We start from the raw sequence: 13,698 nt of genomic DNA, 5'->3' as shown, positions 1-13,698 counted from the left end.
AAGACCCAGTTCGCCGTCGTCTTCGGCGAAAGGTTCGTCAGCCAATGACGAAACCGGCCTCGCGCACAGAATTCCTGACAGTTCCGCGGTCGCCGCAATTCGGCAGCGAAACGCTCGGCCTCGCGCCACTTGCGGCTGAGCAGCAGCCAGCGCCAATAGGTTTCCGTCAGACTTCCGGTGTCGTCATCAAGGTAAATGCGGCCTAGGACGATCACGCCGCCGGCATACAGTCGAAGCTCGCCGTCACGGAACGCCGCTTCGAGACGTCCACCGCCATCAAGCGCTGCCTGCAACGCTTCGAGACGGCTCGCCTCGAACTCGTTTAACCGCGCTTCCGCCCAAGCGCGGCGCTCGCCTTGCAGCTTCAGTACTGCCGGGGCTTGCGTTGTCATCTCAGGCAGGTCCAGTAGGTCAGGCCACAGCCAACGCGCCGGATGTCGCGCCCGCGCCAAAACGGAAAGCCGTTCCTCGATTGATTGAAGCAGTTCACGGCGTCGTGTCCAATTCCGCTGCAGTTCACGCGCTCGGGCAGCGATCTCGGCTTGGTCCTGCAGCGACACATTGGGGATCGGGAGAGGCGCAATGAACTGCTTGTTGGCTTCGAACCAACCGCCCTGTTTGGGCTTTCCGATCCGCCGGAAGACAAAGTCCGCAATCGGCCCGTTCAACACGCCGAGCAGATAGGACTGATCCGTTCCAGCGGCTGCTATGATGCCATTAACCCGGACATTGTTAAGATACTTATCCGCGCTAGTGTCAGCGCAAACTCTCATTTCGGGAACAGTTTGCGCAACTATTAGTTTTTGGATGTCTTGTTTGTCGATGTTTTGATGGCGCCCAAATCGGTACCAGTTTTCATCGTCGAATTTGTTTCCCTCTCGCCCTCGAAGTTCCATTTCCCATGAAAGCAAATACTGCCATGCTCGAGGAAATCGCTGTTCCATCTCGCCGACTGGGATGAGGCGCATGTTGCCGCGTGGGTCACGTGCGTAGGGAAACAGCAAATAAGTGTCAGTCGCAGGCTCTTCGTAGCGTTTTGCCTCGCCGCCGGAAATGAGCGGCCTCATGATTCCATCCTCGATCTCGGCCTCATAGGCTGGCACTCCCTTTGGTGCACAGCGGTAGCGATTGGTTCCGATGCGGTCGAGATGATAGAGGGGATCAGCGCTTGTCTGGATACCGACGGTAATGCCGCTGGTCAGCCGCGGATCCTCAAGACGCAAGCAATCCCGCGCCAGTCGGTCGATCAGCGCTCGCTCCGCCCCGGTTGCCATCAGCCATTCGCCATTCTCGGCGAAGGCGTTGTAGGGAACCGCCAGATCTCCATCCGCCCAGTCTATATCGTGTGCCTCGGCATCACCGCCGGGTGCAACGGCGATCCGAACCTGTGCGCACGGCTCCTTGGTGAAGAATTGCACCGCAGTATAGGTTATAGCCTCATCGAATATCTGGTGGGCCTTGAAGTCGATCCAGCGGTCAAGTTGCCGCGTTCTGCGCACCAGTCTGCGGAGGCCTTCGCCATAGTGATTTACCGTCCACAGGCTCGGTGCGATGTAAGCCATGCGACCACCCGGTGCGAGCAGCCGCAGCCCCTTCTCGATGAACGGAAGATAGAGGTCCGTGTTTCCGGTCTGAGCGCTGACATAGGTGTCGTCACCCCGGTTTCCTTGCAGATAGGCAACCACGTCAGGATCGACCTTAATAAGGTTCTGCAACTTCACATAGGGCGGATTGCCGAGGACGATATCAAAGCCGCCTTCCGCGTCGTCGTCCGGCCAGACTTCGGGGAAGGCACCCTCCCAGTCGAAGCTGTTGATGTGCTCGATCTGATCCTGCATCCGCTCTCGCCCAGCCCAGAAATCATGGTCGACAAGACTGTTGCCGCACCGGATCGTGTGATCGAGCGAAGAGAGAGGTCCATCCGCGCGAGCCGAATGTAGCCACAGCGCCAGCTTGGCAATTTCCACCGAAGCCGGATTAATGTCGACGCCATAGATGTTGTTGGCCAGGATGTCGGCGATCATTGGTGCCTCGCTGACAGCCGCCGCCACCTCTCCACCTCTGGCGCGCTCGATGTCCCGATGCACCGACATCCTTTCCTGCAACAGGCGCCGGAAAGCAGAAATCAGGAATGCGCCTGAACCGCAGGCAGGATCTACGATGCGTATCCTGCGTAGTCGCGCGAGATAAGCCTCCCCAGCAGAAAGATCAGGCGCGCCATCTTCTGCAACAGGATAGCCGCTTGCCATCCTGGCCTGTGTGAACCACGGGCCAAGCGTCTGCTCGACCATCAGGTTCACCACCCATTCAGGCGTATAGTAGACGCCGTCGCGCTTACGCTTTGAAAGTTTGGCAACACTGTCACGGCCCTCCAACTCACCAGCGCGGTATTCGAGCTCGGTTATCGACTGCTCAAAAATGCGTCCGAGAGTGTAGAGGCTGAGGCTTTCCCTTACGTTGCCGCGCGAGGCATAGTTGTATCGCGCGCAGAGATAAAGCAGCGTGTCTCTGTCGCTTTCAAGCGCGGCCTCGCCGGCGCCCTGCTTCGGTGCCGCGAACACATGGTTCGGAATGGCCAGCGCATCCATCATGGGATTGGCGGCGAACAAACCGCCATTGATGTGCGGCACTCTGAGACCGCCGAACATACCGCCCTCGTTCATGAAGGCGAACAGACGTTTAAAAAATTCCCAAAACTCCGACCCGTTCGGGTCATAATAAGGTTCGACGCTGCGGCTCTTTAGATGGTCACGGATCATTTGGGGCGGAAACAGCATCCGCGCGCCCATGTCCTCACAGTAGAAGGCGAAAATGAACCGGTCGAGCAACGCCTGCGAGAGCCGAAGAAGTTCCGTCGGTGTGCCGTCGAATGTGGCGTTGTTCAGCCGCATGACGTCGAAAAGCCGCTCGCGAACCGCTTTGTAACGGTCGTAGAACTCGCCTTCGAGCGCACGTTCCCGCACCCATTGTCGTTCGATGAGTCGCAGGAGCGGAGGGCGGCCCGCTTGGGAAAGTAGATAATCCCGCTGGAACAGTTTCCAAAACAAGAAGCGGTCGAACTGCGCATCCTCCGAATCGGTCAGCAGGTCATAGTTCTCCGCGAAGAGATCGGTGCGGCGGATGACGAAGCGGAGATATTCAGATGGTGCACGATCCCACCAGTATAGGCGAAACTCGTTCATGTCCGTGGCAATTCCCCACCACGGCTGCACCGGCTCATTGCCGAACAGGCCGCGTCGCGCGCCACGAATGTAATTCAGGCATTGCTCGACCGGCGAGCGGTTGCTGCCCTTGCGATTTTGCTTCGCGTCGAGCTTTGAGCGAATGTCCTTGAATTCGCAAAGCACCTGCGGCGTCGCGTGTAAGTCACCACCGAACCAGCCGAGAGCCAGGTCAGCCTCACCAGGACCACCGCCTGCGCCTTCACCGGCAATCCGAAGTTTGGGAATAATGGTCTGCAATTCGGGAGCTACTCGGCCCGCTTCGCCATATCCCCAATTCTCGACGAAGAAAGTTTGAGTGAACGCGCCTTCCGCTTGTACTTCGCTTAGTTGGCGACGGTTATCCCACTCGCGCAAGCGCTGTATTAAAATCGCATCCGAGCCGTCGCCCATGTAAGCACGGAACTCAAGTTCCAATTCGGCACGAAGAAAGGCCCGTGTTACAAAGCTACGGCTGTCATCAAACATAGCTATGGACCATTTTCGGAAGCGGGTTCAAACTTGCCCAACGTCTGGACAGGTGCATGGGGCAGACTTAAGCTGATTCAGCGACTTACGTCACGCAAAACAAATTTTTTGTCCACCCGCATCGTACCTCTCTCGCCACCCTGGCATTCGCTCGCCATCGATCATGCAACTAACATGATCAATGCACAGCTCTACCCCACCCAACCGTTTCTTAATGTGTCTCCGCTACACCAAGCCCCTGTAAATTGGCGGAAAACGGAGTGTAATCGGGGTGCGCTTTTCCGCGGCGACGACAGCCGGGCGGTTCTTGCCGCAGCGCCTTGCGCTGCGCATAAGGCCGCTGCTTGGCCTGATCGATGCCGTCCTGTTCAGCGCCGGCGCGCGCGGCGAGGCCGGCCGCATGTCGCTGATCGCCTTTTCGGTCCGCATCGTCAGCGCCGTCATCGCCTTCGTCAGCCAGGTCCTGATGGCGCGCTGGATGGGGTCGTTCGAATACGGCATTTTCGTGCTCGTGTGGGTGACGATGGTCATCGTCGGCAATCTCGCCTGCCTCGGCTTCCACACCTCGATCATCCGCTTCATCCCGGAATATCGCGAGCGCGGCATGCTGGCCGAACTGCGCGGCATCGTGCGGGCCAGCCGGCTGTTCGTGCTGATTGCTTCAACGGTGATCGCCGGCCTCGGCGCGCTCGGCGTCTGGCTACTGTCGCCCTTTATCGAGAACTATTATGTCGTGCCGTTCATCCTCGGCATCATCTGCCTGCCGATGATCGCCATGTCCGACCTGCTGCAAGGGCTGGCGCGGGCCAATTCCTGGGCGCTGTTTGCGCTGTCGCCGACCTTCCTGGTGCGGCCGCTGCTGATCCTGGCGTTCATGGCGCTGATGCTGCTGGCGGGCTACGCGCCCGACGCCAGAACGGCGATCTTCGCCGCGATCGCCGCCACCTACGCCACCACGCTCGGTCAGCTCGTCGGCGTCACCTCGCGCATCGACAAAAGAATTCCGGCCGGGCCGATGAAGCTGCATTTCGGCCAATGGTTCATCGTCTCGCTGCCGATCTTCCTGGTCGAGAGCTTCTTCTTCCTGCTCACCAATGCCGACGTGCTGATGGTCGGCGCCTATCTCGATCCCAACGACGTCGCCGTCTATTTCGCCACCGTCAAGACGCTGGCGCTAGTGCATTTCGTCTATTTCGCGGTCAAGGCCGGCGTCGCCCAGCGCTATGCGCAGTTCACCCATGGCGAGCCGCACAGGCTCGCCGCCTTCGCCCGCGAAACCGTGTCGTGGACCTTCTGGCCGTCGCTGGCGATGGCGCTGCTCGTGCTGGCCCTAGGCGAGCCGATGCTGACCCTGTTCGGCCCGGAATTTTCCGCCGGCTATCCGCTGCTGTTCCTGCTGGTGTTCGGCGTCGTCGCGCGGGCCGCCGTCGGCCCTTGCGAAAGCCTGCTCACCATGAGCGGCAACCAGAACATCTGTGCCGCTGTCTATGCTATGACGCTGGCCTTCAACATCGCGCTTAGCGTCGTGCTGATCCCGCTCTTCGGTCTGTGGGGCGCGGCGATGGCCACCGTCTTCGCCATGATCTTCGAGGCCGGCGCGCTGTCCTTTACGGTCTGGCGCAAGCTCGGCATCGCCATGGTCATTTTCGTGCCCGCCAAAGGAGCTGCCTGATGGCTGCCGTCCCCTTGCTCGAGGAAACCAGCGGCGGCCCGGCCGGCGCCATGGTGTCCGGCCTTGCCGGGCTTGCCCGCGAAGCCGATCCCGCCCATGTCGAGATCCTCGCCAACAACCGGCCCGAGCGCAAGCTTGCCATCTATCCGGCCTCCGCCGGCTTCGACCTGGTCGAGGAGCTCGACTATCTCTGTACCCGCACGATCGAGTCCAACGTCTTCTTCAATCCGCGCTTCCTGGCGCCGGCCATGCCCAGGCTCGAGGACCGCGAGGTGCGGCTGGCCGTCATCCGGGACGGTGACCAGTATCGCAACCGGCTGCGCCTGCTGGTGCCGTTCTCGGTCGAGCGACCGGTGGTGCCGCTCGGGGTTCCCGTCATGCGCACCTGGTCGAGCCCGTTCGGCCCGATCGGCACGCCCCTGGTCGACCGCGACGATCCGATCGGCGTCATCGAGGATTTCTTCGCGATGCTGTCGAGGCCGCATCTCAAGCTGCCGAAGGTCTTCGTGCTGCCCGACATAAGGCTGGATGGCCCGGTGGCGAGCCTGCTCGCCAGCGTCGCCGAATCGCGCGGCCTGACGCTGGTCACCACCGGCAAGGCCGAGCGCCCGGTGCTCGAAAGCGAGCTCGATGGCGAGGAATATCTGAAAGCTTCGCTGCGCGCGCACCATTATCGCGAGTTCCGCCGCCTGAAGCGCCGCCTCGCCGACCTCGGCCGGCTGGAGCATGTCGTGGCGCGCGGGCCTGACGAGATCCGCCACGCCATCGAAAATTTCCTGACGCTGGAGGCTGCCGGCTGGAAAGGCCGCGAGCGCACCGCCATGGCGATCGACCGCTACCGCGCCGCCTTCGCCCGCGAGGCGGTGCACCGGCTGGCCGAGCAGGATCTCTGCCGCATCCATTCGCTGACGCTCGACGGCCGCACCATCGCCTGCCTGATCGTCTTTGTGGAGGCCGGCGTCGCCTACACCTGGAAGACCGCCTATGACGAGACGCTCGCTGCCTATTCGCCGGGCACGCTGCTGATGATCGAGGTGACCAGGCAGCATCTCGACGACCCCAACATCATGATGACCGATTCCTGCGCGGTGCCCGACCATCCGGTGATGAGCCGGCTGTGGAGCGAACGCAAGCCGATGGGCACGCTGGTGATCGGGCTGACGCCGGACGCCGACCGCCCCGCCCGCCAGGCGGCGTCGCAGCTTCACCTCTACCGCGAAACCCGCAACATGGCGCGCCTGCTGCGCAACCGGATGAGGAGCCTGCTGCGCCGGCGCTAGTGCATGGGGTCCAAAGTGGGCCCGACCGTCCGTCTCTGCACCGTCGGCTCTCTCGGGCCTAGGTCGTCAGGGTTAATTCTCCCGATCAGCGGAAAGGATTAGCATCGACGCAGTCCCAACCGGGATGAGGCGATCAATTACGGCCGCGCGTCCAGCATCACTGCCGCCTCGGTCCTGCACGGCCAGAAGAAAAAAATCTGGGAGGAATGCATGATGAAAACAACTCACCTCAGGCGAGTCGGTATCCTCACCTTGGCAGGTCTCATTGGCGCGTGTCTGAACGCCGCCACTCCTCGGGCGGCCGAACCCGACAAAGCCGAGATCGATGCCCTGCGTAAATCGCTGTCCAGGTATGAAGACTACAAGGTTGCCATTCGCGAGCTTTATCTATCGACGGTAGGATGCGTCTTCTACAGCGGCGAAAAGGTAGAGGGGGCGATGGACTACCCGAAGGGCGCGATGGGCATCCATTTCGTCAATGTCACGACTGTCGGCCCGACCGCGGATCCGACGCGCCCCAATGTGCTGATCTATGAGCCGGTCGGCGGCGAATTGCGCCTGGTCGGCGCGGAATGGCTCGTGCCCTTGACGCCGGACACAAAGGAGCCGCCGAAGCTCTTCGGCCAGACATTCCAGGGGCCGATGGAGGGGCATTACCCGCTCATCCCGAAGGAGTTCCACCACTACGACCTTCACGCCTGGCTGTTCAAGGACAACCCGCTCGGAATGTTCAGCCCGACGAACCCGGACGTGAAATGCGACAACTATCCGTTTCCGATGCCTGAGCAGCCGACCAAGATGGTGCCGGGGCCGATGTAATAACGGCTCAGGGTACGATCCGTAGCTTGCGAGGAAAGGCAGCCGGACTTCAAAGGCGTTATCCCGGAGGACGCTCCTGGGATAACGTCCAACCAAAAGTCCGTTCCCGGAACTTCGGACTCGTTTTGCCGTTTTGGCAATCACACGACACTGCCGCGAATTCACAAAGGCGTTCCAAGGAGCCGACCGCGAAACGACGGAGGACCAAGTGAAAAGTCTGATCCGGACAGGATTGTCCGCAGCCGTTTCGGGTACGATCGTCAGCTTCGCCACGACAGCTGCATTGGCCCTGCTTGCCAGGCGGGAAGGCAAAGGCGCCCTGCAGCCCACGAATGCGACCAGCCACTGGCTCTACGGCGAACAGGCCGCGTCCGTGCGGCGCGGTGACGTGGCGCACACGCTCGTCGGCTATGGCACGCATCACGCTTCCTCCATCTTCTGGGCATTCCTTTTCGAACTATGGCTCGCCTCGAGGCCGTCGCGTCCGTCGCTTCTGATATTTCGCGATGCGTTGGCGGCAGCGGCCATTGCCGCGGCAACAGATTATGGCTTCGTGCCGAAGCGGTTGACGCCAGGTTGGGAGACGGTGCTGCCGAAGCGATCTATCGCGGCGACTTTTGCGGTGATGGCGGTCGGTCTAGCGATGGGCGGCATGATCAACAAGGAATTGCGCCGGCAGCATTAGGGACAGGGATTTGAGACAGATGCTTTGCACGGCGCGTTCACATCATCGCGACGGGCGGATCGCCGTGTTCGTCCCATTCTGCGGCATCTCCACCTCATCGGGAACCTTTCTCAAGGGACATGGTTCCGAATGTGCGGCGAAAGCGTGCTGCTCATTCCTGCTATCGCCAAGGAGATTCGACCATGAAGCTTCGCGAGTTGTTGGATCAAGTAAAGGACCTGCCGCCGGACACCTTGGTCTGTGCCGCCGAAATCGATGAAGCCTTTGCAGTCAACGTTGTTGGCGTTGAAGCTGTCGAGAGCGCCAGAATCCAAAGCCGCAAACCGGATGGCACCGAAGCTGTCGAACTCGCCAACGGGACCGACAAAGTCATCGTGATCCGCTGGTGAAAACCGGGGAAGGTTGCGTTCAACAGCATGACGTTCCACTCCACTGTGGGGCGCTGAATTGCAAATGCTGGCAGCGCATCGATGGCCAGTCGCCTATGGCTTGGTGGGCATGGCTTGGACGAAAGCCGCCATCTGGCGTTCGAGCGCTTTGAACGCGCTGCCGCGCCAGCTCTCGGCCATGGATGCCGATTTTGGATCAGGGAAGATTTCCTCTTCCCCTCGCGCCATGCCGTCCAGGATGCCTTTCGCGACGCTCTCCGCGGAGCTCTTCGGTATATCGGCGTCTCTGCTCATGTCGGTGTCTATGGGACCGGACAGGACTGCATGAACACTCACGCCACGAGCGCCGGCGAGAGCACGCAGCGATTGCGTCATGGAAAACGCGGCGGCCTTCGACAGTGAGTAAGACGGAATAATCGGGAAGGGAACGAGAGCCGCTTCCGACAGGATGTTGACCACGGCGCCGCGCGAATGCGTGAGCAGCGGCAGGAATGCGTGGGTTACGCCATGCACGCCGAGCAGGTTGACGGCGAGGTGTCGCTCGAGCGCAGCACGATCGCCAAGATCGTCGTAGAGCCCGATGCCGGCGTTGTTGATGAGGATATCGAGAGACCCGATCCGCTCGACAGCCGCCCCAATCTGCACCGCATCGGTCACGTCCAGGATCAGCGGCGTGACGCGCCGATCCGCGTGGGCGAGCGGTTTGCGCGCGCCGGCATAGACGCGCTTGGCACCCCGCCTCAATATTTCCTCGACCAGCGCCTTGCCGAGGCCGCGATTGGCCCCGGTCACGAGAACGGCTTTGTTTGTGACTTCCATCGATTTCGGCACGGCGATCTCTCCTCCTCTTGCATAAATACAAGCTATTCGTTCTTGCATCATGCAAGTAGGCTATGGTTTTCTGTTCACACGCTTGGACGCCGTCTCCCCATTGCATTGCTCCAGGGCAGCCGGCGCCGTCGCCGGGCGAACCTTGCAACTAGGACCCGACTTCCAACGTCGTGTAGGAGATCGGCGAAGGCCGCTCCAGGAAGGCGCCGGTTATGGCCGAAACGAAATTCTTCGCGTCCGCCGAGCCCAGAAAAGCGTCGCGCTCCTGCTTCGATGCCCAGCGCTCGACGCAGATGGTAACGTTGGGCTCTGCCTCCGAGCGAAAGACGCTATAGTCGATGCACCCGCTTTGCTTGCGGGCCGCCCCCGCCACGTCCCGCAGGGCATTCCGCACCTTGCTTTCGATGCCGGGCTTCGCCGCTGCCGTCGTCATGACGATCATCCCGGCGCCATCGCCTGCCGCCTTGCGCTCGACGGCGCCGAGGTCCTCGTTTTGCGGCACAACCGTTGGGTTGGCGTTCTCTTCGCCCTTGTTGGGTTGCCCCTTGCCCGTCGAAATCAGGTCGCGGAGACTCGCGACATAGAAGCGCCACGAGTCATGGCAGACATCGTAGCATTCTTCACTCGGCGTCAGCCCGACATGGGTGAAACGCAGCTCGGTCCCCTTTTCGGTCGGCGCGATCTCGAAGACCACGTCCGTGCCGGTCCACTCGGTCGCATCCTTGACGAAGTTGAAGTAGTTCAGAACGACGTGCCAGACGACCTTCTTGCCGGGCACAAGCTCCGTGACCTTGAACGTGCCGCGGTGGATATCCTTGAAATGATAGTAGAATATCGCACCGAGCTTGTTGGTATCGCCATCGATATCTTCGGACCACCAGGCGCGCGGATTGACAACCGCGGCAAAAACCTCTTCGGGGCTTTGCTTAACGACGAATGACGTCGTGTAATCTTCTTCCTTTTTCATGACATATCTCCTGTCTAGATCTGATTGGTTGATGGACACCCGAAATCTCGGGCGATGAAGTGGAGCGACGCTCTCTCGACCTCTGTCGCTTGCATCATGCAAGTACAATGCATACTTGCATGATGCAAGTCAATAGGGTATGTTCACACCATGCTTGGTCGTCTCTATGAAAAACAAAACTGCTCGGCCTCACGGGCCCTGGAACTGGTCGGCGAGCGCTGGAGCCTGTTGATCCTGCGCGACGCGATATTCGGCGGCTGCACGCGCTTTTCGCAATTCCAGAAGAGCCTGGGGATCGCCACCAACATCCTGGCCAAGCGCCTCGAGGATTTCGTCGAGGCCGGCCTGATGGACCGTCGCCCGGGTGCCGCCGGCGAGCAGGCCGACTACGTTCTGACCCGGAAGGGGCTGGAATTCAAAACGGTCATTATCGCGCTGACCGAGTGGGGCGACAAATGGGTGCGGCCCGGACCCATCGTCTACTGCGACCAATCCGACGGCAAGCCCGTCGAGGTGCAATTGCGTCGCGCCGGCAATGGCAAGCGGGCCGACTTCGCCGACGTCGTGGCGGCCCTGCGCTAGGCACGGCGGCGGGTCCGGCCCGCAGCACGATCCAAGACGAAGCTGTTTCGCATTGTGCATAATGTTACCGCATATCTCACCTCCCGAGGTTGCATCTGTGGGCCGGGTCTGGTGGGTAGTTCGCGGGAGGAAACATGTCCGTCGGGCAGCGATCGACTTTGCGGCAACGTCTTTTTGCGGGACCGCGGCACGCCTGATCGCGTGCGGTGAGGAACGCCAGATTTGCGCTTGGGGCTGGTCCGCGCACCGTTCAGCGGAAGCTCGAGCAGCTCGCGGCAGCAGGCAAGGTGCAATCATTCGGCCACGGTCGGGCGCGTCGCTGGACGATCCCATCCACGCCATTAGGTTCAATAAGAAGTGGGTGGGAATTTAAAAAGTGGTGCCCCTAGCCGGGACGGCAGGGGATTTCTAACTAGTGCTCCCGACCGAGCTTATCCTTGAAATACAAAGAGTTGCGAGGGGCTTTCCCCCGAGGCACCGATGGCTCGGTGTACCTCTTTGGTAGCCCCTTGGTGTACCTCCCGTCAAGACTTGGCCCGATGCGACGAGCCGCATTCGCGCCCGCACACCGGGGGTTTGGGCACCTACACTCAAAGCCGAGCTTCGCTGGCGGCATCGGCCTGCCCGACGGACGGCCAACCTAAAGTCATACGGCTGTCAGCCGGGTGTTCCTGACTGCCGCACACCCGCCCCAATCAACATTGCCACGAGCGTCACCGCGGCGGAAATGCTCACCATGGCCGTCAAGGCGCACATACTCCAGCTCCATTCGAGCCATGAGGTTATGACAGGGTTCCACGGCTCTCGCAGATAGTGAAGAAGGCCCCCGCAGCCCATCAGGGAGAGCACCACGACGAAAGCCGCAATGCCGGAGATGAAACCAATAAAGCGGATACCACGGTGGACCCATATCGCGACGATCCCGAAACTCAAAAGGACGCCGAGAAAAAGTGCCGTGTTATAAAGCGCGGGCTCGGCGCCGGGAGGCGCGAACCAGCTTCTACGGAATATCTGTTGCCAGCTCTCTAAGCCAGTCACGAGCACTGACGGAAACACATACGCGTACGGCAATAACCTCGTCATTGGCGTCGGTCTGCCGGTGCGAACAGCGGGATAGAGAAGCTGCTCAACACGTTGTCGTCCTTGTCTACGAATTCATAGAACGCGGGTTGGACTGACCACTGTGTTGAGCCCGAGATTGAAAACTGAAACCCTCCGGATTTGGCGAGGGAAACGTGATCCTTTGTCACTTGCTCTCGAAATGCGGCGTAAAGTGCGTCTGCTCCTGCCGAAAACTTGGGGCGCATGCGAATTTGTTCGGCGTCCGCCTTTGAACCAGCAACGACAGGATTGGCGGTATATCCGAAGTAGCTCGTGTACCCATTTCCGTCCGGGTTCGGTTTGACACCATACGCTATATCAAGGGCCAGCATCGAATTGGTCGGGTCGGCGAAATCGGATGGAACGTACAAACGGGTAGCCTCGGTCACACCGTCCGGCGGCAGTTCGATCGTGTCGGTCGGCGGCGCCTCGACCCCTGCTTCTTGGCGACAACTAGCTTCGTTGGACATTCCGCTCTTTTGCTCGTCACTTGCATCGCCCAGGAATTGTGAAACGACCTTGTCCTTGAGGTTGCCGTATTTGATGCATCCCAACACAGGGCGGGCAGCAGGGTCGGCAGAGTATCGAATTTGGTCCACTACATCGCCGGGAGGCACCCAACGATCTGCCAGTAGAGGGATGAACCAGCTAATGCGCAGCCAGCCGTCTTGGCTTTTGTTTACGACGCAGACTGAATACCTGATTATCTTGCCGTTCTTGTCGACCGAGGAATTTGTCGAGAAGTCGTAAGCCTCCTTCTTGAAGTTTTGCGGTGTCTTGCCGGGGCAGCGTTCATCCGCAAGAGCGGAGATTGCCACTGCCGTGGCGCCGAGCACAAAGCAACAAAGGACAGTCAAACTTCTCATTGATCCCCCTTTGACGGAAATACCAGCCGACGGAACGTTAGTACAGTCCGTCGACGCTGGGGCAAAGCAAGAAAGTTTCCGCGCAGAACCCATCGTCGAGGGTGGTTGCCGGCTTGCTTCGGCATGCTTGAGGCTGCCTGCCATGCAGGACTTGTACGAAGCGCGCACCGGCAACGATGCCGTGTCGTTCGATGGTTCGGGTCGCGATGGTTATTCCAGGCCCTTGACCAAGGCGTAAGGAGAAGGCCCGTCGGGCGTGTTCGCCAGATAGCATGTAAACTCGTGCTCTAGCCTGACCATGGCCAAGTCCTTGCCCGCCTCTCGCCCTCGCTGGCCACCGGGCTTGCGCCAACGGTGGTCATTAGTGCTGATCCACCAAGCCCAATGGCCTACGTATCGAAAGCCGGGCTCGGCTCTTATCCTGCCAATGCTCTCCGATCCGAGGAAACTGGCGCAGTAGTCACTTGGCGCAGATGGATCGGCGACGGCGCGGCTCCAGTCGAGTTGGAAACGTGCTGCAAAACCTCGCACGTAACGCGCCGCATGGACGATGGTGGCGTAAATGGCAATCGGCTTGCCGTCGTAGTCAAGCACCTCATAACCCTCACCGACATCGCGGACTTTCAAGCGTTCTGCTGTCATGATTTTCTCCATGGCTTCAGAGGCCGCAAACGCCCATGAGCGGGCGGCAGGCCGTTGCTGTTCAAGGAGGAATGTCGGGCAGACCTAGGTGCGGGACTGTCGGGAATTCTGTGCGCGAGGCCATGATGATGGAAAGGAGAGAATCATCGCATGGCTATTGAGAAGGAACTTCTGG

12 protein-coding genes are annotated in these 13,698 nt (G+C 60.3%); 6 read left to right on the top strand and 6 right to left on the bottom strand.

Going from position 1 to position 13,698, the window contains the following annotated elements; genetic code table 11:
• A partial coding sequence (locus tag NKH43_RS34130; RefSeq protein ID WP_352861893.1) for an Eco57I restriction-modification methylase domain-containing protein occupies positions 1 to 3,689 on the bottom strand: 3,689 nt, incomplete at its 3' end.
• 271 nt (positions 3,690 to 3,960) lie between these two features.
• Here NKH43_RS34130 and NKH43_RS34125 point away from each other — a divergent pair.
• From NKH43_RS34125 to NKH43_RS34105, 5 genes are all read left to right on the top strand, one after another.
• Positions 3,961 to 5,361, top strand: coding sequence for a lipopolysaccharide biosynthesis protein (locus NKH43_RS34125; RefSeq protein WP_352861891.1), 1,401 nt, complete (start codon positions 3,961 to 3,963; stop codon positions 5,359 to 5,361).
• The gene (locus NKH43_RS34120) at positions 5,361 to 6,641 is read left to right on the top strand and encodes a GNAT family N-acetyltransferase (RefSeq protein ID WP_352456664.1); all 1,281 of its coding nucleotides are present in this window, start codon (positions 5,361 to 5,363) and stop codon (positions 6,639 to 6,641) included. The genes NKH43_RS34125 and NKH43_RS34120 overlap by 1 nt, the downstream gene beginning before the upstream one ends.
• Before the next feature lie 210 nt (positions 6,642 to 6,851).
• Entirely contained in the window at positions 6,852 to 7,460 is a 609-nt protein-coding gene (locus NKH43_RS34115; protein ID WP_352456665.1) for a hypothetical protein, read from the top strand.
• Positions 7,461 to 7,668: 208 nt separating this feature from the next.
• Positions 7,669 to 8,145, top strand: coding sequence for a hypothetical protein (locus NKH43_RS34110; protein ID WP_023677965.1), 477 nt, complete (start codon positions 7,669 to 7,671; stop codon positions 8,143 to 8,145).
• Between the two features lie 182 nt (positions 8,146 to 8,327).
• Positions 8,328 to 8,534: a hypothetical protein gene (locus tag NKH43_RS34105; protein WP_023677964.1), complete on the top strand. Its 207-nt coding sequence runs from the start codon at positions 8,328 to 8,330 to the stop codon at positions 8,532 to 8,534.
• Between the two features lie 93 nt (positions 8,535 to 8,627).
• Here the strand turns inward: NKH43_RS34105 and NKH43_RS34100 are convergent, their stop codons facing one another.
• Together NKH43_RS34100 and NKH43_RS34095 are read right to left on the bottom strand one after the other, a co-directional pair.
• Positions 8,628 to 9,365, bottom strand: a complete 738-nt coding sequence (locus NKH43_RS34100; protein WP_352456666.1) for an SDR family NAD(P)-dependent oxidoreductase — start codon at positions 9,363 to 9,365, stop codon at positions 8,628 to 8,630.
• A 148-nt stretch (positions 9,366 to 9,513) separates the two neighbouring features.
• The gene (locus NKH43_RS34095; protein WP_352861888.1) at positions 9,514 to 10,332 is read right to left on the bottom strand and encodes an antibiotic biosynthesis monooxygenase; all 819 of its coding nucleotides are present in this window, start codon (positions 10,330 to 10,332) and stop codon (positions 9,514 to 9,516) included.
• A gap of 150 nt (positions 10,333 to 10,482) precedes the next feature.
• On the opposite strand from NKH43_RS34095, the gene NKH43_RS34090 reads away from it, so the two are divergent.
• Positions 10,483 to 10,914: a winged helix-turn-helix transcriptional regulator gene (locus NKH43_RS34090; protein WP_352456668.1), complete on the top strand. Its 432-nt coding sequence runs from the start codon at positions 10,483 to 10,485 to the stop codon at positions 10,912 to 10,914.
• Between the two features lie 657 nt (positions 10,915 to 11,571).
• Here NKH43_RS34090 and NKH43_RS34085 read toward each other — a convergent pair.
• The 3 genes from NKH43_RS34085 to NKH43_RS34075 form a co-directional block, all read right to left on the bottom strand.
• Positions 11,572 to 11,997, bottom strand: a complete 426-nt coding sequence (locus tag NKH43_RS34085) for a hypothetical protein (protein ID WP_352861886.1) — start codon at positions 11,995 to 11,997, stop codon at positions 11,572 to 11,574.
• The gene (locus NKH43_RS34080; protein ID WP_352861884.1) at positions 11,994 to 12,881 is read right to left on the bottom strand and encodes a hypothetical protein; all 888 of its coding nucleotides are present in this window, start codon (positions 12,879 to 12,881) and stop codon (positions 11,994 to 11,996) included. The genes NKH43_RS34085 and NKH43_RS34080 overlap by 4 nt, the downstream gene beginning before the upstream one ends.
• Positions 12,882 to 13,091: 210 nt before the next feature.
• Entirely contained in the window at positions 13,092 to 13,523 is a 432-nt protein-coding gene (locus NKH43_RS34075; protein ID WP_352861882.1) for a hypothetical protein, read from the bottom strand.
• Positions 13,524 to 13,698: the final 175 nt, after the last annotated feature.

Origin of the sequence: Mesorhizobium sp. M1163, assembly GCF_040318415.1 — a bacterium.
GTDB lineage: Bacteria > Pseudomonadota > Alphaproteobacteria > Rhizobiales > Rhizobiaceae > Mesorhizobium.
Note: the sequence above shows the minus strand (reverse complement) of the source record. Positions and strands in the feature narration are given on the sequence as shown.

Coding starts and splice junctions, on each gene's coding strand:
- NKH43_RS34080 (WP_352861884.1), bottom strand. CDS start 12,881: ATGAGAAGTTTGACTGTCCTTTGTTGCTTTGTGCTCGGCGCCACGGCA.
- NKH43_RS34115 (WP_352456665.1), top strand. CDS start 6,852: ATGATGAAAACAACTCACCTCAGGCGAGTCGGTATCCTCACCTTGGCA.
- NKH43_RS34105 (WP_023677964.1), top strand. CDS start 8,328: ATGAAGCTTCGCGAGTTGTTGGATCAAGTAAAGGACCTGCCGCCGGAC.
- NKH43_RS34095 (WP_352861888.1), bottom strand. CDS start 10,332: ATGAAAAAGGAAGAAGATTACACGACGTCATTCGTCGTTAAGCAAAGC.
- NKH43_RS34075 (WP_352861882.1), bottom strand. CDS start 13,523: ATGACAGCAGAACGCTTGAAAGTCCGCGATGTCGGTGAGGGTTATGAG.
- NKH43_RS34120 (WP_352456664.1), top strand. CDS start 5,361: ATGGCTGCCGTCCCCTTGCTCGAGGAAACCAGCGGCGGCCCGGCCGGC.
- NKH43_RS34090 (WP_352456668.1), top strand. CDS start 10,483: ATGCTTGGTCGTCTCTATGAAAAACAAAACTGCTCGGCCTCACGGGCC.
- NKH43_RS34085 (WP_352861886.1), bottom strand. CDS start 11,997: ATGACGAGGTTATTGCCGTACGCGTATGTGTTTCCGTCAGTGCTCGTG.